This is a genomic window from Sandaracinus amylolyticus, assembly GCF_000737325.1.
Lineage (GTDB): Bacteria > Myxococcota_A > Polyangia > Polyangiales > Sandaracinaceae > Sandaracinus > Sandaracinus amylolyticus.
On the sequence record NZ_CP011125.1, the window covers coordinates 2,042,916 to 2,065,815 of the forward strand.

Annotated in this window: 20 protein-coding genes; 11 read left to right on the plus strand and 9 right to left on the minus strand. The window is 72.8% G+C overall.

Annotation, left to right across the window (positions count from 1 at the left end):
• Positions 1–93: 93 nt before the first annotated feature.
• The 3 genes from DB32_RS08600 to DB32_RS08610 are packed head-to-tail and all read left to right on the plus strand — an operon-like array spanning position 94 to position 2,845.
• On the plus strand, positions 94–663 hold the full coding sequence (locus DB32_RS08600) for an RNA polymerase sigma factor (RefSeq protein ID WP_236514777.1): 570 nt from the start codon (positions 94–96) through the stop codon (positions 661–663).
• Positions 660–1,499 carry a tetratricopeptide repeat protein gene (locus DB32_RS08605; protein ID WP_053231934.1) on the plus strand — a complete coding sequence of 280 codons (840 nt, stop codon included), beginning with the start codon at positions 660–662 and terminating at the stop codon, positions 1,497–1,499. The genes DB32_RS08600 and DB32_RS08605 overlap by 4 nt, the downstream gene beginning before the upstream one ends.
• Complete coding sequence (locus DB32_RS08610) at positions 1,496–2,845, plus strand: DUF7305 domain-containing protein (RefSeq protein WP_053231935.1); 1,350 nt, start codon at positions 1,496–1,498, stop codon at positions 2,843–2,845. The genes DB32_RS08605 and DB32_RS08610 overlap by 4 nt, the downstream gene beginning before the upstream one ends.
• Positions 2,846–2,851: 6 nt before the next feature.
• Here DB32_RS08610 and DB32_RS45105 read toward each other — a convergent pair whose 3' ends face one another.
• On the minus strand, positions 2,852–4,201 hold the full coding sequence (locus tag DB32_RS45105; protein ID WP_169791379.1) for a CPBP family glutamic-type intramembrane protease: 1,350 nt from the start codon (positions 4,199–4,201) through the stop codon (positions 2,852–2,854).
• Between the two features lie 48 nt (positions 4,202–4,249).
• Complete coding sequence (locus DB32_RS08620; RefSeq protein ID WP_157068860.1) at positions 4,250–5,689, minus strand: hypothetical protein; 1,440 nt, start codon at positions 5,687–5,689, stop codon at positions 4,250–4,252.
• 198 nt (positions 5,690–5,887) lie between these two features.
• Here DB32_RS08620 and DB32_RS08625 point away from each other — a divergent pair, with 198 nt between their 5' ends.
• Positions 5,888–7,804 carry a S8 family serine peptidase gene (locus DB32_RS08625; protein ID WP_053231938.1) on the plus strand — a complete coding sequence of 639 codons (1,917 nt, stop codon included), beginning with the start codon at positions 5,888–5,890 and terminating at the stop codon, positions 7,802–7,804.
• A gap of 95 nt (positions 7,805–7,899) precedes the next feature.
• Here the strand turns inward: DB32_RS08625 and DB32_RS08630 are convergent, their stop codons facing one another.
• On the minus strand, positions 7,900–8,718 hold the full coding sequence (locus DB32_RS08630; protein WP_053231939.1) for an SDR family NAD(P)-dependent oxidoreductase: 819 nt from the start codon (positions 8,716–8,718) through the stop codon (positions 7,900–7,902).
• 51 nt (positions 8,719–8,769) lie between these two features.
• Here DB32_RS08630 and DB32_RS08635 point away from each other — a divergent pair, with 51 nt between their 5' ends.
• The 3 genes from DB32_RS08635 to DB32_RS08645 all read left to right on the plus strand — a co-directional run bounded on the left by DB32_RS08635 (position 8,770) and on the right by DB32_RS08645 (position 11,173).
• Positions 8,770–9,156 carry a winged helix-turn-helix transcriptional regulator gene (locus tag DB32_RS08635; protein ID WP_053231940.1) on the plus strand — a complete coding sequence of 129 codons (387 nt, stop codon included), beginning with the start codon at positions 8,770–8,772 and terminating at the stop codon, positions 9,154–9,156.
• Positions 9,157–9,206: 50 nt separating this feature from the next.
• Positions 9,207–9,695, plus strand: a complete 489-nt coding sequence (locus DB32_RS08640) for a hypothetical protein (protein WP_053231941.1) — start codon at positions 9,207–9,209, stop codon at positions 9,693–9,695.
• A 1,118-nt stretch (positions 9,696–10,813) separates the two neighbouring features.
• Positions 10,814–11,173 (plus strand): hypothetical protein, encoded by a 360-nt coding sequence (locus DB32_RS08645; protein WP_157068861.1) that lies wholly within the window; start codon positions 10,814–10,816, stop codon positions 11,171–11,173.
• Between the two features lie 12 nt (positions 11,174–11,185).
• Here DB32_RS08645 and sthA read toward each other — a convergent pair whose 3' ends face one another.
• Positions 11,186–12,586 carry a Si-specific NAD(P)(+) transhydrogenase gene (gene sthA, locus DB32_RS08650; protein WP_053231943.1) on the minus strand — a complete coding sequence of 467 codons (1,401 nt, stop codon included), beginning with the start codon at positions 12,584–12,586 and terminating at the stop codon, positions 11,186–11,188.
• Between the two features lie 185 nt (positions 12,587–12,771).
• On the opposite strand from sthA, the gene DB32_RS08655 reads away from it, so the two are divergent.
• Together DB32_RS08655 and DB32_RS08660 are read left to right on the plus strand one after the other, a co-directional pair.
• Positions 12,772–14,058, plus strand: a complete 1,287-nt coding sequence (locus DB32_RS08655; protein WP_053238738.1) for a citrate synthase — start codon at positions 12,772–12,774, stop codon at positions 14,056–14,058.
• A 103-nt stretch (positions 14,059–14,161) separates the two neighbouring features.
• On the plus strand, positions 14,162–14,668 hold the full coding sequence (locus DB32_RS08660) for a hypothetical protein (protein WP_053231944.1): 507 nt from the start codon (positions 14,162–14,164) through the stop codon (positions 14,666–14,668).
• Here the strand turns inward: DB32_RS08660 and DB32_RS08665 are convergent, their stop codons facing one another.
• A complete protein-coding gene (locus DB32_RS08665) occupies positions 14,669–15,604 on the minus strand; it encodes a helix-turn-helix domain-containing protein (RefSeq protein WP_169791380.1) in 936 nt (311 codons plus the stop codon). It abuts the gene before it with no gap.
• 46 nt (positions 15,605–15,650) lie between these two features.
• On the minus strand, positions 15,651–16,556 hold the full coding sequence (locus DB32_RS08670) for a hypothetical protein (protein WP_157068862.1): 906 nt from the start codon (positions 16,554–16,556) through the stop codon (positions 15,651–15,653).
• Positions 16,557–16,648: 92 nt separating this feature from the next.
• Here DB32_RS08670 and DB32_RS08675 point away from each other — a divergent pair, with 92 nt between their 5' ends.
• Positions 16,649–18,748, plus strand: coding sequence for a serine/threonine-protein kinase (locus DB32_RS08675; protein ID WP_053231947.1), 2,100 nt, complete (start codon positions 16,649–16,651; stop codon positions 18,746–18,748).
• Positions 18,749–18,920: 172 nt separating this feature from the next.
• Entirely contained in the window at positions 18,921–19,718 is a 798-nt protein-coding gene (gene ppk2 / locus DB32_RS08680) for a polyphosphate kinase 2 (RefSeq protein ID WP_053231948.1), read from the plus strand.
• A gap of 1 nt (position 19,719) precedes the next feature.
• On the opposite strand, the gene DB32_RS44130 is transcribed toward ppk2, so the two are convergent.
• From DB32_RS44130 to DB32_RS08695, 3 genes are all read right to left on the minus strand, one after another.
• On the minus strand, positions 19,720–20,940 hold the full coding sequence (locus DB32_RS44130; protein WP_083457249.1) for a DUF459 domain-containing protein: 1,221 nt from the start codon (positions 20,938–20,940) through the stop codon (positions 19,720–19,722).
• A gap of 63 nt (positions 20,941–21,003) precedes the next feature.
• Complete coding sequence (locus DB32_RS08690) at positions 21,004–21,432, minus strand: MerC domain-containing protein (RefSeq protein ID WP_053231949.1); 429 nt, start codon at positions 21,430–21,432, stop codon at positions 21,004–21,006.
• A gap of 50 nt (positions 21,433–21,482) precedes the next feature.
• Positions 21,483–22,895, minus strand: coding sequence for an RCC1 domain-containing protein (locus tag DB32_RS08695; protein WP_053231950.1), 1,413 nt, complete (start codon positions 22,893–22,895; stop codon positions 21,483–21,485).
• Between the last annotated feature and the right edge of the window lie 5 nt (positions 22,896–22,900).

The following is a 22,900-nucleotide window of genomic DNA, read 5'->3' on the forward strand; positions in this document are numbered from 1 at the left end:
AACACGACGATCGCGGGCGCAGGAACGATCCGCTCGCCCGCCGCGCCGCCGTGACCCGATCGAAACCACGCCTGCCACTGTACCCTCGTGAGCGTGGCGGAGCGCATCCCCGAGCAGTCCGAAGCGCCCGATCCGCGGATCGCGGCCGCCGCGTCCGGCGATCGCCGCGCGGCGCAGGAGCTCCTCTCCGAGCTCCTGCCGCGCGTCCGCAACCTGGTGCGCTACTTGGTGCGCGGAGACGCCGACGTCGACGACATGGCGCAGCAGTCGCTGATCGCGATCCTGCACGCGCTCCACGGCTACCGCGGCGAGGGCTCGCTCCGCGCGTGGGCCGATCGGATCACGGTGCGCACGACGATGGCGCACCTGCGACGCCGCCGCGCCGAGGCCGGCGCGCGCGAGCGTCACGCGCCCGATCTCCGTGCGGTGCGCGATCCCGACGCGCCGCCCGACACCTACGTGCAGCGCCGCGACGTCGCGCGCTTGCTCGACGCGCTGCCCGACGAACAGCGCGAGGCCGTGGTCCTGCATCACGTCGTCGGTCTCAGCGCCCCCGAGCTCGCGGAGACGCTCGGGGTGCCGTTCGAGACGGCGCGCAGCCGACTGCGGCTCGGGATGAAGAAGCTCCGTGAGGGGATGGGCGTGGGGGGAGAAGCATCATGAGCCACGACGAATTCGACGACGCCCTCGCAGCACAGCTCGGCCTGGGCCTCGACGACGAGCCCGGTCCGGCGCGCCGGATCACGCCGCAGCAGAGCGCGGCGCTGATCGCGGGTGCGCTCGACGCGTGGCAGGGCACGCCCGCGGCGAACGTGAGCGCGCCGGTGCGCAGCGCGGCGCCGGTGCGTCTCGCGTACCTCGTCGCGGCGATCTCGGCGCTGATCGCGGTCGGCTCGGTCGCGGCGATGACGATCGTGCTGAGCCGCGGGCCCGAGCGCAGCGAGGAGCCGGTGATGGTGCTCCCGCAGGAGTCGCCGCGCGACGAGGCGATCGAGGAGCCGGTCGCGCCCGAGCCGCCGCCGGAGCCCGCGATCGAGGCGCCGCCGGTCGTCGAGGAGCCCGAGGAGAACGAGCGCGCCGACGCGCCCGCGCGCCGTCGTCCCGCGCCGCGCACGCCCGACGATCTGCTCGCCGAGGCGAACGCGCTGCGCAGCGCCGGTCGCTGGCGCGAGGCCGAGGCGACCTACGCGCGCGTGCCGCGCGAGCATCCCGACTCGTTCTCGGCGTACGTCGCGCAGGTCGCGGCGGGCGACGTGCGCCTCGCGCACCTGCGTGATCCGCGCGGCGCGCTGCGCCTCTATCGCCGCGCGCTCGCGGCGCGCCCGGGTGGTCCGCTCGACGCCGAGGCCCGCGAGGGCATCGCGCGCGCGCTGCGCCGCCTCGGCGATCCGCGCGGCGAGCGCGACACGCTGCGCGCGCTGATCTCGGCGCACCCGACCACGCCCGCGGCGACGAGGGCTCGCGCGAGGCTCGCGGAGCTGGAATCCTCGGGGGAGTGACGCCGCGCGCCCGACTCGCTTCACTCTCTGCCTCGCTGCTGCTCGCGGCGTGCAGCGTCGACGACGTGGTCGCGGTGCAGCGTGGCCTCGACGCGAACGTCCCACGCGACGCGCCGGTCGACGCGAGGCTCCCGAGCTACTGCGAGGGCGAGGGCCCGCCCGTGCTGGTGTCGGATCGCGGCCTGCCGCTCTGCAGCGGTGGGCTCGCGGAGGCGACGTTCCGCTTCGCGCTGTGCACCTGCGAGGGCTGGGTCTCCGCGGCGCCGATCACCACCGACTCGTTCGCGAGCGCCGACGGCCCGTACTCGTCGGATCGCGCCGGTCGCGCGGGCTCGATCGGCAGCAACGGGCGCATCGAGTTCAACGCGGGCGCCGACGTGTCGGGCGCGCTGTGGACGCTCGGCGGCGTGCACTCGAGCGTCGACCTGAGGGTCGGCTCCGACCTGCGCTCGGGCGCGGCCGTGACCTGCGACAACGGGCTCGACGTCGGGCGCGACGCGTACGTCGACGTGTCGCTCCGCGCCCGCACGCTGCGCGTCGGCGGAACGCTCACGATGCCCGAGGGCGCGCCGCTCGAGACGACGTTCCCGCCGACGCTCGGCATGGAGCGACGCGTCCCCGTCGCGACGCCGCCGCCCTGCTCGTGCGCGCCCGGCGATCTGCTCGACGTCGCGGCGCTCGTCGCGGCGCACGCGACCGACAACGACGACGCGCTCGTCGACTTCGATCCGCGCGAGCTCGACGGCTACACCGGCGACACGACGCTCACGTTGCCCTGCGGTCGCCTGTACCTCGAGCGCGTCGCCGGGGAGGGCGATCTCACGCTCGTCGTCACCGGCCGCACCGCGCTGTTCATCGCGGGCGATCTCTCGTTCAACGGCGAGTTCACGGTCCTGCTCGAGGGTCCGGGCGCGGAGATCGACATGTTCGTCGCGGGCGACCTCGGCGCGATGCGCGTGCTGCGCATCGGCGACGCGCTGCGTCCGGCGCAGGCGCGTCTCTACGTGGGCGGCGCGGGCAACGTGAGCCTCTCCGACAACGGCTTCTTTGGCGGCAACCTCTATGCGCCGCGCGCCGAGCTCGTCGCGGCGGGCGAGCTCGAGGTGTACGGCAGCGCGTTCGTGCGTCGGGTGTCGGCGTCGGGCCCGGTCACGCTCCACTACGACACCAGCGTCCTGCGCGCCGCCGATCCGTGTCCGCCTCCGACGCGCCCCGAGTGCACGAGCTGCCTCGACTGCCGCAACCAGGCCTGCGTCGGCGGGACGTGCGGCGCGTGCGTCGTCGACACCGACTGCTGCGCGCCGCTGCTCTGCGCATCGGGCACCTGCGTGCCCGAGCCGTTCTGATCGTCGCTAGCTCGTCAGCCAGCCGATCGTCAGCGCGATCGAATTCACGATCGCGTGGATCGCGATCGGCGCGATCAGCGTGCCCGAGCGCAGCCGCGCCCAGCCGAGCACGAGCCCGATCGTCATCGGCCCGATGCGCGCCATCCCGTGCGCATCGTGCAGCGCGCCGAACAGCAGCGCCGACACCACGATCGCGCTCCACGGCGTGACCACCCGCGCGAGCCACGGCACGAGCAGACCGCGGAAGAGCAGCTCCTCGCCGAGCGGCGCGAGCACCGCGCCCGCGACGAACGTCATCACCAGCGCGATCGGCGCGCGATCACCCCCCAGCACCTCGCCGAGCGCCTCCGACCCGCCCTCGACGCCCAGCGCGCGCGCCGCCGCGAAGAGCGGCATCGCGAGCACGAGCACGCGCGGCACCCACGTCGCGACGTACATCACGCCGAGCGCCACGACGCGCGGCACCGACATCGGCGGATCGCCGTCGAGCGTCGGCGTGTCGCCTTCCCATCTACGCGATGCCAGCCACACCGCGCCCGCGGCCATCGCGACGAGCACGATCTCCGAGCCCAGGAGCGCGATCTCGAGCACCAGGTCTTCGCCCCCGAACCGGCACGCGAGCACCGCGATCCCGCTCCCCACGAGCGCACCGAGCGGCGGGATCGCCACGAACGGCACGAGGGTGGGCACGCCGCCGCGCACGCCGCGCCGCCATCCGAGCACCGCGAGCGCCATCGCGCCGAGCAGCACCACGCCGTACGACACCAGCGATCCGAGCCCGGGCACGAGATCGGCCGCGCGCACCTCGCCACATCGCTCGCGCGCGCCGAGCGCGCCTTCCACCGGCGCGACCTCCACGCGCTCGATCGCATCGCCGCGACGTAGCTCGATCGCGACGTCACCCTCGCTCGCACCCAGCGCGCCTCGCAGCGCCTCGAGCGACGCGATCGGCGCGCCGTTCGCGCGCAAGAGCACATCGCCCGCGACGATCCCCGCGTCGTCGGCGGGCGACCCTTCCAGCACGTCTGCGACGCGGAGCCCTTCGCCGGTGTGCGCCTCGTCGATCGCGACCCCGATCCGCGGCCCGCTCGGCGCGAGCGTCTGCTCCGCCGCGGGCAATACGCCGAGCGACGTCGCGACCACCACGACCGCCGCGATCACATCGATCGCGAGCAGCCCCGAGAGCCGCTTCGCCCAGCGCCGCTCGCGCGCGTCCCGCCCCTGCGACGCGCGCCACGCGACCGCCGTCGCGAGCGCCACGATCGGCAGCCCCAGGACCGGCAGCACCCCCGCGATCAGCGCGGCGTGGAAGAGCCACGACCCCGAGGGCGGCGCGCCCTCGTCCGCATCGCTCACCACGCCGCCCTCACTCGACGCGACATAGGCCCAGCGGGCCCGTGTCGCTCACCGCGCCCAGCGCGGCGCGCGATCGCTGAACGTCCCGCTCCACTGGTCCACGAGCGTCGGCGCCGCCGAGCGCGCGTCCCAGCGCACCGAGAGCAGCATCTGCGCGCCCGGATCGGAGCGACGCGAGTCCGGCGGACGCTCCGCGCGGACCAGCAGCGTCGAGTTCGGCTGCTGCGTCACCGTGACCACCGCATCGCGCGCGATCTCCTGGGGCACGGTGCCCAGCGCGATCTCGTTGCCGCCGACGCGCGCCGACACGCTCAGCGAGGGACCCGCGGGCGTCACCACGATCTCGATCCGCGGCCCACCGCGCGGGCTCCACACCGCGAACGTCGCCGACGACATGCCCGGCCCGAACAGCGTGACCGGGATGCGCGGCTGGAGGTCCACCATCGTGACCTCACCGCGCGGCGGCTGCGGCGGAGGCTGGGGCGGCGGCGCCACCACCACGCCACCACCGCCACCGCCGACCAAGTGCCCCGGACCGACGTGCGGGTACTCGGTCACGCCGAACGTGTACGGCCCGGCGCGACCGCTCGAGTAGCTGCCGACCCACACGCGGATCGGTCCCGGCCCGGTCGGCCCCTCGATCAGCGGGTTCAGCGAGCCCGCGCCGTCGTCGTTGCACGCGATGCGGCCGTCCGGGTACTGCACGACGAGCGTCGTGTCGTGCCCCGCCGAAACCAGCATGCGCAGGTTCGGGAAGCCCGACTGCGCCATGACCACGTGGCTCGGCTGAGGGGTGATCCAGCCGCGGCAGCTGCTGTCGAGCATGCTCGCGTCGATCGGCCCGCCCGCCGAGCCCGTCAGCACGACGGGGTCCGGCTGGAAGCCCTGGCGCACGCCGGTGTTGCCGAAGAGCGGAGGCGCGCCCGGCGTGATCCCACCGACGACCGGCGGGCGCCCGGGCGGCGGCGTCACCACCACGCCACCACCGCTGCCCGGCGGTCCGAGCTGCTGCGCGCGGATCCCGGGGTTGTTCGAGAGCCCGAGCCGGTACGGCCCGCCGCCGCTCGACGAGTACGCGCCGACCCACACCCGGATCGCGCCCGGCGGCGAGCTGATCTCGACGCGGGGCAGCAGCCCGTCGGTGTCGTCGTTGCAGTACACCTGCCCGTCGGGCGTCTGCACCATCAGCGTCGAGTCGAACGACGAGTTCACCATGATCGCGAGGAAGCGCAGGCCCGACTGCGCCATGATCACGTGGCTCGGCGCGCTCTGCGCGTACCCGCGGCAGCTCGAATTCGCGCCCGAGAGCGAGACCGGCCCGCCCGCGACGCCGTCGGCGACCGTCGGATCCGGCGCCACCCCGCCGCGCACCTGCAGCACGCCGTACTGGGGTGGCGCGCCCGGCATCACGTACTGCGCGTCGGCGCGGTTCGCGACGCCTCCGAGCAACGCGCTCGCGATCGCCATCGTCGCCAGCGCTCCACGCATCGAGCTCATCCTGCCTCCCCGCCGCTTGGGTCCCCGTGTCGTACGGAGACGGAGCAGAAGTCCTGTCTCATTCAAAACGAAGCGGGCCGAGTATGCCCCGCTCCGGACGTCGACCGCCAGCGACGCGGCGGCCTTGGACGTCTCGGGCTCCCGTGCTCCAATGCGCGCCCCGAAACTCACAACGAGGAAGCAGCAGACATGCGTCGCACCCTCCGACTTCTCCTCGTGCTCGGGCTCGCCGGCTGCGGCGGCGCGTCGAGCACGCCGACCACCGTTGCCGAGCCCGCGCCCACCACCGCCACCGCCGAGCCCGGCCCCGAGGCCGCCCCCGCGTCGCCCTGGGCGAGCATCACCGACGAAGAGCTGATCGATCGTGTCCGCGCCGGCGCCGTCGCGCGCATCCGCGAGGCCGATCCCCAGCTCGCGATCGACGGCTTCCAGGCGTGGCGCCGCGACCCCGCGAGCGCGCCCCCGCTCGGCGATCGCGTGTGCGAGCAGATGCTCTACCTCGCCGCCGCCGACTTCGCGGCGGGCGACCTCGAGGGCGCCGCGCAGACCGTGCGCCTCGTCCGCGCGAAGGCCCGCAACCGCAACATGGCGTACGTCGGGACCACGCTGCTCTCGGTGATCGCGCGCCGCTCTGCAGGGGAAGACCCCGCCGCCCAGCGTACGGCCGTCGAGGCGGTGCTGAACGAGCTGCCGCGCGCCCGCTTCGGCGCGTCGACCGTCGTCTTCCAGCTCTACCAGGAGCGCACCCAGATCGACGCGTCGCTCGAGCAGACGCGCCAGCAGCTCCTGACGCTCGAGACCGCCGCGAGCTACCTCTTCACCTCGCACGTGCTCGCCGACGCGGTGGCGAACCGCCCGGTCTACCTCGAGGCGATCACGAACGTCCGCACCGCGCACGACGCGCGCCCGGCCGATCGCGACTACCGCTTCTCCACGGTCGACCTGGCCCGCGCCCGCGACGCGCAGCCGGTGCTGGTCGGCGTGTGGGACACCGGCACCGCGGGCGACCTGTTCCCGCAGCAGCTCTTCACGAACCCGAACGAGCAGCCGAACGGCCAGGACGACGACGGAAACGGCCTCGTCGACGACGTGCACGGCGTGGTCTCCGACCCCGACGCCGCGCAGACCGGCCTGACCTACGACCCGGGCGCCGAGGTGATCACCCAGTACGCGCCGTTCCTCCGCGGCGTGATGGATCTGCGCGCGGGCATGGCGTCGACCGAGGCGGCCCAGCGCGTGCTCACGCTGATGCGCGGCGCGACCGACGCCGCGAGCCTCGAGGTCCTCGAGTCGAACCTCGACGCGGTCGGCGAGTGGGCCCACGGCACGCACGTCGCGGGCATCCTGGTGCAGGGCCTGCCCCAGGCGCGCGTCGCGGTGTTCCGCAGCGCGTGGGCGGGCGAGACGCGCGTCTACCGTCATCGCGGCCCGACCGACGCGGAGCTCGCGGCCGAGCGCGCGAACGTCGAGGCGATCGCCGACTTCATCAACACGCACCACGTGCGCGTCGTGAACGCGTCGCTCGGGTTCGCGCAGGACTACCTCGAGGCCGAGCTCGGCCACGAGTCGAGCGTCTACACGAGCGACGAGCAGGTCCGCCGTCGCGCCGCTGAGATCCACGCGCGCCGTCGCGCGAACTGGCAGTGGATCTTCGAGCACTGCCCCGAGACGCTCTTCGTGATCGCGGCGGGCAACTCGAACCGCGACGTCGTCGAGTACGGCGACGTGCCCGCCTCGATCCAGTCGCCGAACGTGCTGGTCGTCGGCGCGGTCGATCGCTTCGGGAACTGGGCGACGTTCACGAACTCGAGCCCGGATCGCGTGCGCCTCTTCGACTTCGGCGTCGAGGTGGACTCGCTGATCCCGAACGGCGAGCACGTGCCGCTCTCGGGCACGTCGATGGCGTCGCCGAACGCGGCGAACCTCGCGGCGAAGATGATCTCGGTCGACCCGGCGCTGACCCCGGCGCGCACGATCGAGATCATGCTCGGCACCGGCGACGCGATCGCCGCGCCGTTCGGTGGCGTGATCGCGAACGAGGAGCGCGCGCTGCAGCGTGTTCGTCGCGAGCGCCCGCGCGCAGGACGCGTCGCGTCGGCGCGCTGAGCTCGGCTCGCGCTGACTCGGCTCGCTCTGACTCGGCTCGCTCCGCGCTCGGCTTCGCTCGGGTCGATCGACGCGAGCGAAGCCGAGCGAGCCCGTCAGCCGGCGAGCGAGGCGACCAGGTCGTGCACCTCGCGCGCTCGATGCAGGTGCGGGATCGCCGCCGGTCGGCCGCGATGGAGGAACGCGCCGCGCGGGAGCCCTCCGCGCGCCGCGTCGAGCACCCGCGCCGCGCCGTGCTTCGGGTCTCGGAAGAGGATGGGCACCAGCACGCGCAGCCAGCCGGGCATGCCCGCGCCGCGCGTCATCGGCGTGTCGTTCGCGCCCGGGCACACGCTGCGCATCTCGACTCCGCCGGGGAGCAATGCGGCCATCTCGTGGGTCCAGAGCGAGAGCGCGAGCTTCGACGCGGCGTAGCTCCCGAAGAGCTTGGTGAACCGCGTCGGGCGCATCAGCTCGTCGAGATCGAGCTCCTTCACCTGGAGCAGCGCGTTCGACGACACGTTCAGGATCGTCCGGTGCTCGCCCTTCGCGACGTTCGGCGCGAGCGCGCGAGCGATGACGTACGGCGCGAGCACGTTCACGTCGAAGTGCACGTCGCGCCCGCTCGCCGCGGCCCGCGGCGCGTCGAGCGACACACCCGCGTTGTTCACGAGGAGATCGATCCGCGGCTCGGCGGCGGCGATCCCCTCGAGCGCGCGCGCGAGCCCGCGCAGGTCGGCGAGATCCGCGTGGTGCGCGCGCAGCCTGCCCTCCGCGCGCGCCGCGGCGAGCGCGGGGTCGTGCTGGGGAAGGGGCGAGCGCGTGAGCGTGACGACGCTCCAGCGCTCGGCGAGGAGCCGCGAGGTGAGCGCGAGCCCGACGCCCGAGCTGGCGCCGGTGACGAGCGCGACCGGAGAGCGTGACGTGGTATCCATTCGAAACCGAGTGTGGAGACGTGACTACGGGCTCCACAAGGAGGCACTTTCGTGAAACCAAGTCACCTCGGTCTCCCTCACGACGTCTGCCGGGCCGTCGGGGGCGTGCTCGATCACATCGGCGACAAGTGGGCGATCCTGGTGATCCGCATGCTGTCGGACGGGCCGCTCCGGTTCAGCGAGCTCAAGCGCGACATCGGGTCGGTCTCCCAGAAGATGCTCACGTCGACGCTGCGCAACCTCGAGCGCGACGGCTTCGTCACGCGCCACGTGACCCCGAGCATCCCGCCGCGCGTCGACTACGAGCTCACCGCGATGGGCCGCGACGTGATGGTCCCGCTCAACGCGCTCGCGGAGTGGGCGCTCCGGAACCGAGCTCGGGTGGAGCGCTCACGGCGCAGCTTCGACACCAAGCGAGCGCGCGCCACGAAGGAGTGAGCGCGGCGCGGCTGGTCGTCCGAGGGCCGAGGGCGCACGCTGCGAGGACCGTGGTCTACGAGTTCGAGCTCACCGACGAGGAGTTCCGCCGTGCGTGGCTCGCCGAGTACTTCCGGCGCCCCGCGCTCCCGATCCTGCGCGGGCTCGCGGGGCTCGTGCTCATCGGGCTCGGCATCCAGACGTCGCAGGGCGCGACCGAGCTGACCGCGCGCGGCATCGGGATGGCCGCGATCGTGCTCGGGATGTGGCAGCTGCTGCGGCCTTTCCTCCTGGTGCGCGCGCTGCTGCGAGCCCGGCGCGACAAGGGCGCGGCGTCGCAGCGGATGCGGGTCCGCATCGACGAGTCCGGGGTGGGGGTCTCGGACGGCGCGAAGGAGACGCAGCTCGACTGGGGCGCGATCACCGCGGCCGGGCGCGGGAAGGGCTACGTCTGGTTCGAGGTCCGCGGCTCGGCGCGAGGGACGATCCCGACCCGCGTGATCGACGACGACGCCGCGCTCGTCGAGGTGTTCACGCGCCACGGGACGTGGCGCGGCTGAAGGTCGGGCCCCGATGGGTCGGACCCATCGTCGGCGAGCTCGAAGTCGACCTGGATGGGTCGGACCCATCGCCGGCGAGCTGGAAGTCGACCTGGATGGGTCGGACCCATCGTCGGCGAGCTGGAAGTCGATCGGGAAGGGTCGGACCCATCGCCGGCGAGCTGGAAGTCGACCTGGATGGGTCGGACCCATCGGCGGCGAGCTGGAAGTCGACCTTGGATGGGTCGGACCCATCGTCGGCGAGCTGGAAGTCGACCTTGGATGGGTCGGACCCATCGCCGGCGAGCTGGAAGTCGACCGGGATGGGTCGGACCCATCGGCGGCGAGTTGGAAGTCGACCTTGGATGGGTCGGACCCATCGGCGGCGAGCTGGAAGTCGACCTTGGATGGGTCGGACCCATCGTCGGCGAGCTGGAAGTCGACCTTGGATGGGTCGGACCCATCGTCGGCGAGCTGGAAGTCGACCTTGGATGGGTCGGACCCATCGGCGATGGAGTTTGAAGTCGATCTTGGATGGGTCGGACCCATCGGCGATGGAGTTTGAAGTCGACCTCGATGGGTCGGACCCATCGCTCGGCGAGCTTGAAGTCGACCTTGGATGGGTCGGACCCATCGCCGGCGAGCTTGAAGTCGACCTCGATGGGTCGGACCCATCGCTGGCGACTTCGAAGGCGATCCGGATGGGTCGGACCCATCGCCGGCGAGTTGGAAGTCGATCGGGAGGGTCGGACCCATCGGCTGGGACCCCTCCGCCGGGGCGACGCGATCTTTTTTCGCCGCCATCCGTCCTGTGCGTCAGTTCAGTGGTGGCCCCCGCGTCGGGAGCAGGCCTGAACGGAGCGCGGGGCCTGCCATCACCCCGCCTCCGTTCAGGGCCCAACACTGAACGAACCACCGGTGTCGGCCCGTCGACGGGTCGTCATCGGGGGTGTCGGGAGACGGCGAGCCCCATGTCCAGCACCGCGCGCAAGATCGAGATCCAGCACGATTCCGCAGAGTTGCAGCAGCCGACGCGGGTCCGTCGGGCGCGTCGGGCGGCGAAGCTGCTCCGGATCGAGCGTCCGCGCCTCGGCGAGGAGCGGGTGTGGGAGACGGAGGTGCGGAGCCTTCCTGCCCACATGCTCGCGTCCCTCCCGCTGCCGCCCACGCTGCGCCTCGAGGTGCCCGGTCACGACGGGATCGTCTCGGTCGCGACGTCGCCCGAGGTGGTCCAGAGTGAGCGCGAGTCGGGCACCGTCGTCTTCGACGCGGCGGAGTGGAGCGCGCTGGTGACCGGGGCGGAGTCGGACCGCGTGTTCCCGGCCGAGCTCCGCGACTTCTGCGCCCGCAAGGCGAAGCAGCCGCGGTGGTCGCTCGACCTCGACGTGGCGCTGTCCGGCGCGCGCGCCTCGGCCCCGGTGGGCTGGACGGTGGGCGCGGTGCTCGACCGCCTCGGGGTGCGGCTGGTCGCGGCCGAGGCTGGAGGTGCGGAGAGTTGAGGCGCGGAGAGATCAGCGGCGCTTCGCGAGCTCGCCGAGCGCGCTGTAGGCGGCGTACTTGAACGACTCGGAGAGCGTCGGGTAGTTGAAGACCATCTCGATGAACGTGTCGACCGTCCCGCCGAGGTGCATCACGGCTTGCCCGATGTGCACCAGCTCGGAGGCGCGCTCGCCGATCACGTGGGTGCCGATCAGCCGCCGCGTCTTCGTGTGCACGACCAGCTTGGTCATGCCCTCGAGATCTCCGGTGATCAGCCCGCGCGCGTTCTCGCGATAGAGCGCGCGGCCGACGACGTAGTCGACCCCTTGCTCCTTGCAGCTCTCCTCGGTCTCGCCGACGCAGCTGACCTCGGGGATCGTGTAGATGCCGTAGGGCAGCATGGGCCCGATCGACTGCTTGTAGTCGATGCCGAACGCGTGACAGACGGCGACCCGCGCCTGCTCCATCGACGTCGAGGCGAGCGCCGGGAACCCGATCACGTCGCCCGCCGCGTAGACGTGCGGCACCGCGGTGCGGTAGTGGCGATCCACCTTCAGCGCGCCGCGATCGTCCGCGGTGAGCCCGACGTGCTCGAGGCCGAGCCCGGCGGTGTTCCCCACGCGCCCCGCGGCGAACAGCAAGGTCTCGCTCTCGAGCACCGAGCCGTCGGCGAGGTCGCAGAGGATCCGCCCGTTGGCGGCGCGGTGGATGCGTCCCCACCGGTGTCCTTTGCGGATCTCGATGCCGAGGTGCTGCATCGCCGACTCGAGCCGGCGCCCGACCTCGTGATCGAGGAACGGAAGGAACTGGGTGCGCGCCTCGACCAGCACGACCTGCACCCCGAGCGCGGCGAACATGCACGCGTACTCGCACCCGATCACGCCGGCGCCGAGCACGACCATCGACTTCGGCAGGTGGCTCAGCGCGAGGATCTCGTCGCTGTCGTAGACGTCGGGCTCGTGGATCGGCACGTCCGGCGGGTTCCGCGGGGACGAGCCGGTCGCGATCAGGAAGTACCGACCGTCGATGCGCCGAGCGCCCTCGGGCGTCCGCACCTCGATCGTGTGGGGCGAGACGAAGCGCGCGTCGCCCCGCACCAGCTCGACGTCGTGCCGCGCGAGGTTGTGCCGGATGCGCTCGGACTCCTGGCGCGCGATCGCGTCCTTGCGTGCGATCAGCCGCGGGACGGCGGCGTGGGGATCGTCGAGCCGGACCGAGACGCCGTACAGATCGCGCGCCCGGAACCCGGAGAGGTAGAGGGCGGTCTCGCGCAGCGTCTTGCTGGGCAGCGTGCCGGTGTGGACGGCGGCGCCGCCGGGCTCGGGCGCCTTCTCCACGACGACCACGCGATGACCGAAGTACGCGGCCTGTACCGCTCCCTTCTCGCCCGCTGGGCCAGAGCCCAGGACGACGAGGTCGTGAGGAGCTTCCACGCCCAGGATTCTACACGGGCGAGCACGCGTCCGTTGCCGGCGCGAAACGACAGGATCCCGCTGGACAGGGCCCCGATGGCTCTCCAGAATCGGCGCGCCCGCGGCACGAGGTCGCGCTCCCGAAGGGAGCGCCCGTCGCGGGCCCAACCCAGTGCGCGTCGCAGGTGGGGGCCGAGGAGCAGGACATGGCGAAGGACACGCTGACCATCACCGACAACCGGACCGGCAAGACCTACGAAGTCCCGATCACGAACGGGACGATCCGGGCGATGGACCTGCGCCAGATCAAGACCGACGCGAACGACTTCGGGATGATGTCCTACGACCCGGCGTTCACGAACACCGCCAGCTGTTCATCGAAGATCACGTTCATCGACGGCGACGCGGGCATCCTTCGTTACCGCGGGTACCCCATCGAGCAGCTCGCGGAGGGCGCGTCGTTCCTCGAGGTCGTGTACCTCCTGATGAACGGCGAGCTCCCGCAGAAGAAGGCGCTCGACACGTTCGCGCACGAGATCGTGATGCACACGATGGTGCACGAGAACATCCGCGAGCTCATGGACGGGTTCCGCTACGACGCGCACCCGATGGGCATGCTGATCAGCACCGTCAGCGCGCTCAGCACGTTCTACCCCGAGGCCAAGAAGATCGAGGACGCGGAGAACCGCCGCCTCCAGATGGTCCGGATGATCGCGAAGATCCCGACGCTCGCGGCGTACGCGTACCGCCATCGTCGTGGGCTGCCGGTCGTCTACCCGGACAACGACCTCAGCTACGCCGGGAACTTCTTGAACATGATGTTCAAGATGACCGAGACGAAGTACAAGCCGAACCCCGCCGTGGAGAACGCGCTCGACGTGCTCTTCACCCTGCACGCCGATCACGAGCAGAACTGCTCGGCGAACGCGATGCGCGGCGTCGGCAGCTCGAAGGTGGATCCCTACTCGGCCCTCGCGGCGGCCTGCGCGGCGCTCTACGGCCCGCTGCACGGCGGCGCGAACGAGGAGGTCATCCACATGCTCCACAAGATCGGGAGCAAGTCGAAGGTCCCCGAGTTCATCGAGAGCGTGAAGAAGGGCGAGGGCCGCCTGATGGGCTTCGGCCACCGCGTCTACAAGAACTACGACCCGCGCGCGAAGGTCATCAAGCGCCTGGCGGACGAGGTGTTCGACGCGATCGGCAAGAACCCGCTGATCGACATCGCGGTCGAGCTCGAGCGCATCGCGCTGGAGGACGAGTACTTCGTCAAGCGCAAGCTCTACCCGAACGTCGACTTCTACTCGGGCCTCATCTACCAGGCGATGGGCCTGCCGATGGACATGTACCCGGTGCTCTTCGCGATCGGCCGCACGCCGGGCTGGCTCGCGCAGTGGGAGGAGATGCTGCTCGACAGCGAGCAGAAGATCGCCCGCCCGCGCCAGGTCTACCTCGGGTACGACCAGCGCGACTTCGTGGCGATCGACAAGCGCTGAGGGCGCGTCGACCGGCGACGAACCGAAGGCCGCTGCGAGCGATCGCAGCGGCCTTCGTCGTTCCGCTCGCCGGAGCGCGCGTTCGACACCAGCTTCCGGGAGGATGAGCCGCGAGACTCCGGCGCTCTCGTACTACCGCGCCTGCGCCGGCGCGTGGCGCGGCGACGTGACGTTCGCGATCAGCGATCCCGCGCGCTTCGCGGCGGCGTCGCTCTCGGCGATCGACCGCGCGCGCGTGCGCGCGACGTGCGCGATCCGGGCGCGCATCGATACGAGCGTCACCGTGCTCTCCGAGCGCGAGGTGCTGCACACGACGCGCATCACGCAGCTCGGGATGCCGTCGCTCGTCGGGCGCGAGGTGATCACGCTGCGCGAGGACGGGCGCACCTTCACGATGCACGTGCACCATCGCATGGCGCCCTTCTTCGTCGCGCGCGAGAGCGGGCCCTTCGAGGGCGAGGTGGACGCGGACGGACGCCGCGCCACGTACCACCTCGCGCTCTTCGGAGTGCCGATGCTGCAGGTCGGGTCGCGCGATGGAGATCACGTCACGCTGGTGCAGACGACCGCGTGGTCGACCAGCGATCAGCGCCTCGCGCGCGTGCGCTGATCAGCGCTCGAGCAGGACGCCGCGCGTCGCCTCACCGAGCCACTGCTGGTCCGCGAAGCCGTCCGAGGGCTGCGCGCCGCCCATGATGGCGACCAGCTCCCAGTAGCGCTCGGCGCGCCGATCGTACTGCGCGCGCAGCCGCGCGAGCATCGTCGCCTCGTCGGCGTCGCCCGATGCCGCCGCCGTGCGCGCCACGTACCCGCGGACCAGCGCGCGCGCTTCGTCGGAGCGCGGGTCGACGCCGCGCGCACGCGCGTCGGACGCGGCGCGCACGATCTCCGATTGGATCGCGCGCAGCGCCGCGACGTCGACGTCCTGCGCCCAGAAGCTCGCCGCGTTCACGCGCATCGCGGCGACGAACTCGGGATCGTCGAGCATCGACGCGAGCTCGATCCACGCGTCGAGCTGCTCGGCGCTCGGCTCGTCGGGGAGCTCGGGCGTGCTCGTCGCGACCATGTGATCGATCCACTCGGCGGGCACCGGCGCGCCCTCCATCACCTTCGTGTAGAAGCGCTCGATCGCGCGCTTCCTCTCCTCGAACGACAGCTTCGTCACCATCGACAACCTCCTCAGGTCTTCTTCGCGGATGTCCGGTGCGTCCGAGGAGGCTCGCGATCGCAGCGCCGCGCGGATCGCTCCCGCGACGCGCGTGAGCGACGTGACGTGCGCCTCGATCGTGCGGAGGCGGATGCGCAGCGCCTCCTCGATCGTGAGCTCGCGGTCCAGCACGCGCGCGATCGTCTCGAGACCGATGCCGGCGTCGCGCAGCGTGCGGATCAGATCGATGCGCACGACCTGCGCCTCGTCGTAGAGGCGGTAGCCGCTGCGGGTCCGCCCGGCGGGAGGCAGGAGCCCCTCGTCCGAATAGAACCGCAGCGTCTTCACCGAGACGCCGGTGCGCCGCGAGAGCGCTCCGATCGTGAGCTTCCTCGACACCACGCGCGACCCTGCGGTCTCCCCCTGATGGAGAGTCAAGGCGCCATCAAGGCGTCGTCGGACGAGAGGCGTCGCGAGGTCGCTCGAAGAGGAAGCGCGACAGCAGCTCGAAGTCCTGACGCAGCAGCTGCAGCTCGGCCTCGAGCTGCTCGAGCACGAGCTCGCGGGTGCGGAGCGCCTCGCGGTCGTAGCGCCCGCCGTTCCCGAAGAGGAGCGCGGGCATGTCGTCGTCGACGAGCGCGAACGTGTCGGACCAGCGACGCTCGAGCTCGTCGCGCGGGCTCGGTCCGTCGACGCGCGGCGCCACGAGCAGGCGCATGACGAAGGGCGCGCGCATCACGTCCTCGGCGTCGCGCGCGTCGCGCACCACGCGGAGCACGTTGCGCTCGTGGTCGAGCGTGACCGACTCGTCGGGCGGGAAGAACGCGATCACACCGAGCGCCGTCGCGCCCACGCCGCCGACGATCTGGATGATCGGCGACGAGATGTCGTCGTCGCTCACGAGATCGATCACGCCCGACGCGATCGCGGTGAGCGCGCCGACGCCGATCGACACGAGCGTGAGCGTCAGCGAGAACGCGCTCTCGCGCTCGGCGAGCTCGCTCTGGAGATCCTCGAGCTGATCGGAGAGACAGTCGACCTCGGCGATCGCGCCGCCGAGATCGGCGTGGAGCACGAGCAGGTGCTCCACGAGCACGACCTGATCGCCGAGCATCGCGTCGTCGAGACGCGCGGCGTCGGCGACGCGACGCACGTCGTCGGGCATCGCCTCGACGCGCGTGCGGTCCGCGCCCGCCGCGCGATCGAGCGCGGTCCACGGCACGTCGGTGATCCGCGCGCACGAGGCGGCGCGTCGCACCGGCTCGAGGTGCCGCACGCGATCGAGCGACCCTCCGCAGCCGGCCAGCACCGCGACGAGGAGCACCGAGCGCGCGCATGGAGCGAGCCGCATGCTGCGATGCGTAGGCGCCGCCGCGTCCATCGCATCGACGCGCCGAGCTGGGGGGCACCGCTCGGAGGGGGCGCGTGATAGGGTCGCCCCGCGTGCTCGGTGCGGGGAGCGTGATCGCCGGGAAGTACCGGCTGGAGAGCCCGATCGGGAAGGGCGGGATGGGCGCGGTGTGGCGCGCCACGCACCTGACGCTGGGCCGCGCGGTCGCGGTGAAGATGGTGCTCGGTGACGCGCCGCCGCCCGAGACCCTGCAGCGGTTCCTGCGGGAGGCGCGCAGCCTCGCGTCGGTGCGGCACCGCAACGTCGTCGACGTGATCGACTTCGGCGAGGAGCACGGCCGCCCGTTCCTCGTGATGGAGTGCCTCGACGGCGAGAGCCTCGCGCAGCGGCTCGAGCGCACGCCGGCGCCGACGCTCGCGGAGATCACCGAGTGGATCGCGGGCGCGCTCGGAGGGCTCGCCGCGATCCACGACGCGGGGCTCGTGCATCGCGACCTCAAGCCCGCGAACCTGTTCCTCGCGCGCGACGCGGACGGCGTGATCCCGAAGGTGCTCGACTTCGGCATCGCGCGATCGAGCGAGGCCGAGGGCGCGACGATCACGCACTCGATGCAGACGCTCGGGACGCCGCACTACATGAGCCCCGAGCAGGTGCGCAGCGCGAAGAAGGTCGACGCGCGCAGCGACCTCTACGCGATGGGCGTGATCCTCTACCAAGCGCTCACCGGACGGCTGCCGTTCGACGGACCGAGCGCGACCGCGGTGATCGCGGCGATCGTCACCGACGATCCCGAGCGCGTCGCGACGCTGCGGCCCGATCTGCCGCGCGGCGTCGCGGAGCTCGTGCATCGCGCGATGGCGCGCGATCCGTCGTTCCGGTTCCCCGACGCGCGCACGATGCGCCAGGCGCTCACGCGCGCCGCGCAGGGGCACGACGTCGACGCGGTGACCGCGGCCGACGCAGCGAGCGCGCCGACGATGCCCGCGGTGTCGCTGGGCAGCGCGGTCGGCATCGCGCCCGCGCCGGCGAAGCGCACCGGACGGCGCGGGTTCTTCGCGGTGCTCGGGATGCTCTCGACGATCCTCGTGGTGGGGATCGCCGGGTCGATGACGATGTCGGGCGGTGGCCCCGACGTCGCGGTCGCGCCCGCGCCGATGGCGCCGACGACCTCGCCCACGCCCGCGATCGCGCCTCCGGGCGCGCCCGCTGCGATCCAGCCCGTCGCGCCGAGCGGGACGCCGCGCTTCGTGTCGGCGCCGTCGTCGCTCGCGACGCTCGCGCTGCGCGCGCGCGAGCTCTCGGCGGAGCAGCGCGGCTGCGTGCGCATCGCGCCTCGTGGGAGCGCGTGGGCGGCGCTCTCGATCGCGTCGTGCGAGGCGCACGCCTCGGCGCTGCGCGCGGCGTTCGGCGCCGAGAGCGCGGAGGGCGAGCCCGACGCGACCCAGCTCGCAGCGGCGCTCGAGCCCGTGGTGCTGCGCACGACCACGCGCTCGAACCTGCGCGAGGGCGCGGGCCCCGAGCACGCGCTGATCACGACGTTGCCCGACGAGACGCTCGTCGTCGGGCTCTACGGCGACGTCGGCGCGATGCGCTCCGAGGCCGGCGGGCGCGGGACCTGGACGCGCGTCGTCGCGGCCGAGGGCGTCGAAGGCTGGATCGGCTCGGGCCTGCTGCGCGGCTGGGAGCGCTGCGTGCCGCGCACCGGCGACGTGGGCGGCGAGCGCGTGGTGATCGCGTGGGCGCGCCTCGACGAGGAGGGCGAGGGCGCGAGCGACGCGCTGGTGCTCTTCGAGCCTGCGTCGTCGCGCGTGCGGATGGTGCGCGCGGACGCGTCGTGTGGAGCGTCGGAGCTCTTCGAGGTGCCGCGCGCGGGTGCGGAGATCGTCGAGGATCTCTTCGTCACGCGCACCGCGGCGGAGGGCGGGCGGACGCTGCTCGTCGTCGGCACGCGCGCCGGGCGCGACGGGCGCATGCGGTGGTCGGCGTATCCGATCGGGGCGCAGCAGTCGGCGTGGACGATCGAGCTGCGCAGCGGACAGCAGCTTCCGGAGACGCGCCGCGAGCACATCGGCGGGCCGATGACGCAGGGCGAGGGCGACGTGCCCGGGTTCTGGCCGCTGCGGGTGCGCCGGCTGGGCGGCGAGCGCACCTGGTACCGCTGGGACGGCGCGACGCTGGTGCCCGACGCGTGATCCGCTCGTGATCGCGGCGGATCGCTGGCCGCCCGTCGCGGTGAGTCGCCACCCGCGTGGCGTGCGATGCGGCGATCACACGTCGGTCTCGCGATCCGAGCGTGCGGGGCGAAGATCACGAGGGCGGCGCGCTGCCCGATGCGCGACGACGACCAGGAGAAGCGGTGCCCTCATGAGCAAGGACGACCGGGCGAAGGACAAGCTCGCGCGCAAGGACTTCGAGAAGGAGCTGAAGAAGCTCCACGGCGAGCTGGTCGCGCTCCAGCAATGGGTCGTGCGCGAGGGGCTCAAGGTCTGCATCGTGTTCGAGGGCCGCGACGGCGCCGGCAAGGGCGGCTGCATCAAGGCGATCACCGAGCGCGTGAGCCCGCGTGTGTTCCGCGTGATCGCGCTGCCCTCACCCAGCTCGCGCGAGCGCAGCCAGATGTACATCCAGCGCTACATCCCGCACCTGCCGGCGGCCGGCGAGATCGTGATCTTCGATCGCAGCTGGTACAACCGCGCCGGCGTGGAGCGCGTGATGGGCTTCACGAAGATGGACGACGTCGAGCGCTTCCTCCGCATCGTTCCGTCGGTCGAGAAGGCGATCGTCGAGTCCGGTGTCGTCCTCATCAAGCTCTGGCTCGAGGTCAGCGAGGAGGAGCAGACCCGGCGCCTGCAGGATCGCATCGATGATCCGCGGAAGATCTGGAAGCTCTCGCCGATGGATCTCGACTCGTACAGCCGCTGGTACGACTACTCGCGCGCGCGCGACGACATGTTCGCGGCCACCGACTCGCCGCACGCGCCCTGGTACGTGGTGCCCAGCGACGACAAGCGGCGCGCTCGGCTCAACGTGATCCACCACATCCTGAGGACCGTGCCGTACGAGTCGCCGCCGAGGGAGAAGATCAAGCTCCCGAAGCGCCAGAAGCGCGGCGGCTACCACGAGCCGAGCCACCCGTACCGGTACGTCGAGCCGGTGTTCTGAGTCAGCTCGAGATCGCGGCGAGCAGCGCGGGGCCGATGCGCGTGAGCACCTGACGCGCGCCGCGCGTCGAGAGGTGCACGCCGTCGATCGTGTCGCCCGCGCGCACCGGCGCGTCGCTCCGCGGGTCGAGCACGATCCCGCAGCGCGTCCCGCGCACGCCCGCGGCCTGCGCCTCCTGCACGCGCGCGATGCGATCCGCCCAGCCCTCGCGGTCGCCGTCGGCAGGGAGCACCACGATCGCGCGGCTCACGCCCGCGTCGCAGATCGCGTCGACGAACGTGCGCACCCGCGCCGTGTAGAGCTCGCGCCAGCGCGCCTCGTCGCGCCACGCGACCCACGACGCCGGACCGCGATCGCGCGACTCCTCGGGCCGCAGCCGCAGCGCCATCGTGTCGTTGCCGCCCATCATCACCACGACCGCGCGCGCCTCGCCGAGCCCGCGCACCCGACCGAGCTCGCGCTGCCAGTCGAAGAAGTCGGGGCGCGCGAAGCCGGTCGAGCGATGCGAGTGACGGCGCACGCGGAGGCCCGCGGCCTCGAGCTGCTCCTCCATCAGGCGTCCGAACGGGCCGAACACCGACGACGAGCCGATCACCAGCACGTCGGCGGGCGCGCGCTGCGCGCTGACCGGCAGCGCGCTCCCGACGAAGGCGAGCAGCGCGAGCGAGAGCGTCACCAGCGCCGCGAGCCGCGAGGTGACGCCCGAGGGCGCGCCGCCTTCGAGCGCGCGATCCGGGCCGATCTCGATCGCCGACGCGCTCGTGGGCTCGCTCGGCGGGGGCGGCGGCTGCGAGCCGCGCGCGACGACCGCCTCCGCGATCGCGTGAGGATAGTGGCTGAGCGCGACGATCGCGCCCTCGGGGTCGCGCACGTAGAGCGTGTAGGGCGTCTCGCGCACCACCGGGTGCCCGCGGGACGTCAGGCGCGCGCGCCAGGTCTCGCGCTCGCTCGCGTCGATGCCGAGCGCGACGCAGTGCCAGCCGGGCGAGCCGTCGATGCGCTGCGGCTGCGCCTCTTCGGCGCGCTCGACCGCGAGGAACGCGCCGTCGTGCAGCGAGAGCCAGATCGAGCGCGGCGTGCCGTCGTCGGCCTCCTGGCGGCGGATGATCGGGAGCCCGAGCGCGCCCGCGTAGAACGACTCGGCGCGCGCGAGGTCGCGGACCTTCACCGCGAGGTGGTGGACCCGGAGGGAGGGAGAACGAGCTGCGTCCTCGGCGGACATGGCGACACAGCGTAGAGGCCGATCGTCGCGCCGTCGATTTCCGGGGACCGGCCCCGGAGCGGCTCAGTGCGCGTGGCCGCGGTGGCTCGCGCGCAGGTTCACGAGGTGCGCGCTCGCGATCAGCGCGACGCCGCTGACCGTCCCGACCAGCTCGAGCACGTGGCTGTCGACCGTGCGCACCGCCGCGACGAACCCCAGCCCGACCACGAAGAGCACCAGCGGCCACGCGCTGCGGTGCTCGCGCAGGTACGCGGGCACCAGCGCGAACGCGCCGACGCCCAGCGCGATCCAGAGCAGCGCCGTCTCGAGCCACTCGAAGCCCTCGCCGAGCCCTGGCGCCGCCGTCGCCGCGAACGCAGGCGCCGCCGCGAGCAGCGCCGCGAGCACGCAGTGGATCGCGCACGCGAGCGAGACGCCGATTCCGATGCGATCGAGGACGCTCCGGCGCCCAGGGCTCGCTGCGATCGTGTCGTTGTTGCAACCGGGTTGCACGGGAAGCGCAGTCGTACCTCAGACGCCTCGCTGCGTCGAGCCCGTGCCGCTCAGCGCGTGTTGCGGACCGCGACGGGGACCATCTCGGCCCCGCCGGAGCGGCCCAGCCCCAGCTGCCCGAAGTCGTTCAGGCCCCAGCAGTAGACCGACGCGACGTCGGCCTCCTCGTCGCGCGCGTAGGCCAGCGCGCACGCGTGCCCGTCCCCGAGCGCGACCGAGCGCAGTCCCTCGGGCAGCCCCTCGATCACGATGGGCTCGAGCGCGCACGGCACGTCCTCGCCCGCGACGCCCTCGCACCGCGAGCGCGGCTGGATCCCCGTCCCGAGGCGCCCGTCGCGCGCCAGGCCCCAGCACGACGCGCGACCGCGCACGTCCAGCCCGCACCCGAACCCGCGACCGACCGCGACGCTCGTCAGGCTCGACACGTCGACGCGCGGGCTCGGCGCGCACCACGCCGCGCCGTCGTCGCAGGGCTCGGCCTCGATCGGCGGGATGCCGAGCACGCCGCTCGTCGCGTCGCCCCAGCGCGCCGCCGTCCCCGAGGACTGCAGCGCGATCGACGTCGCGCCGCCCAGCGCGAGCTCGCGGATCGCGCCCAGCGGCCCGTCCTCCGCCATCACCACGCCCGGCGTCGCGCGCGACTCGCCGGGGATCCCGTCGCCGAGCTGCCCGAGATCGTCGCGGCCCCAGCACCACACGTTCCCGCCGCTCACCGCGCACGTGTGGTAGTCGCCCGCGACGATGCGCTCGACCGGCGCTCCGTCGAGCCCTTCGACCAGCGCGGGCATCGACGCGCACGCGACGTCGCGCACGCTCTCGTCGACGCCCAGCGCCACGTGCTTGCCCTCCGGGATCGCGCACCGCTCGGGCGCGGCGCGGCCGAGCTGACCGTGCTCGCCGAGGCCCCAGCAGCGCACGCGGTGATCAGCGCCGAGCACGCACGCGTGGTGGCGGCCGACCGCGATGTCGAGCGCGTCCTCGAGCACGCGGCTGGGATCGGAGTGCCGCTCGAGATCGCTCGCGGTCCCGTCGCCGCGCTCGCCGAAGCGGTTGCTGCCCCAGCAGGACACCACGCCGAGCGTGCTGCGCGCGCACGCGAACGCCTCGCCCGCGTCGACCTCGGCGACGCGCGCGATCGTCTCGAGCACGACCGGCGCCGTCGCGCAGTAGAGCCCGTCGCAGCGCTCGCCGAGGCGCACCGTGATGTCGATGCCGAGCTGGCCATGGGTGTCCGAGCCCCAGCACGCGACGTCGCCGTCGTGCAGCAGCGCGCACGAGAAGTCGGTGCCCATCGCGAGCTCGCGCACGAGGATCGGCGCCATCTCGTCGGGGCGCGTGCCGCCGCCGTCGACTCCGTCCCCGGCGTCGATCGGGAGGCGATCACATGCCGCGCACACGAGCGTCACCAGCGCTGCGACGAGCGCAGCCGTGGATCGGCGTCGGTGGAGGGCGGCGTGCAGCATCCGCG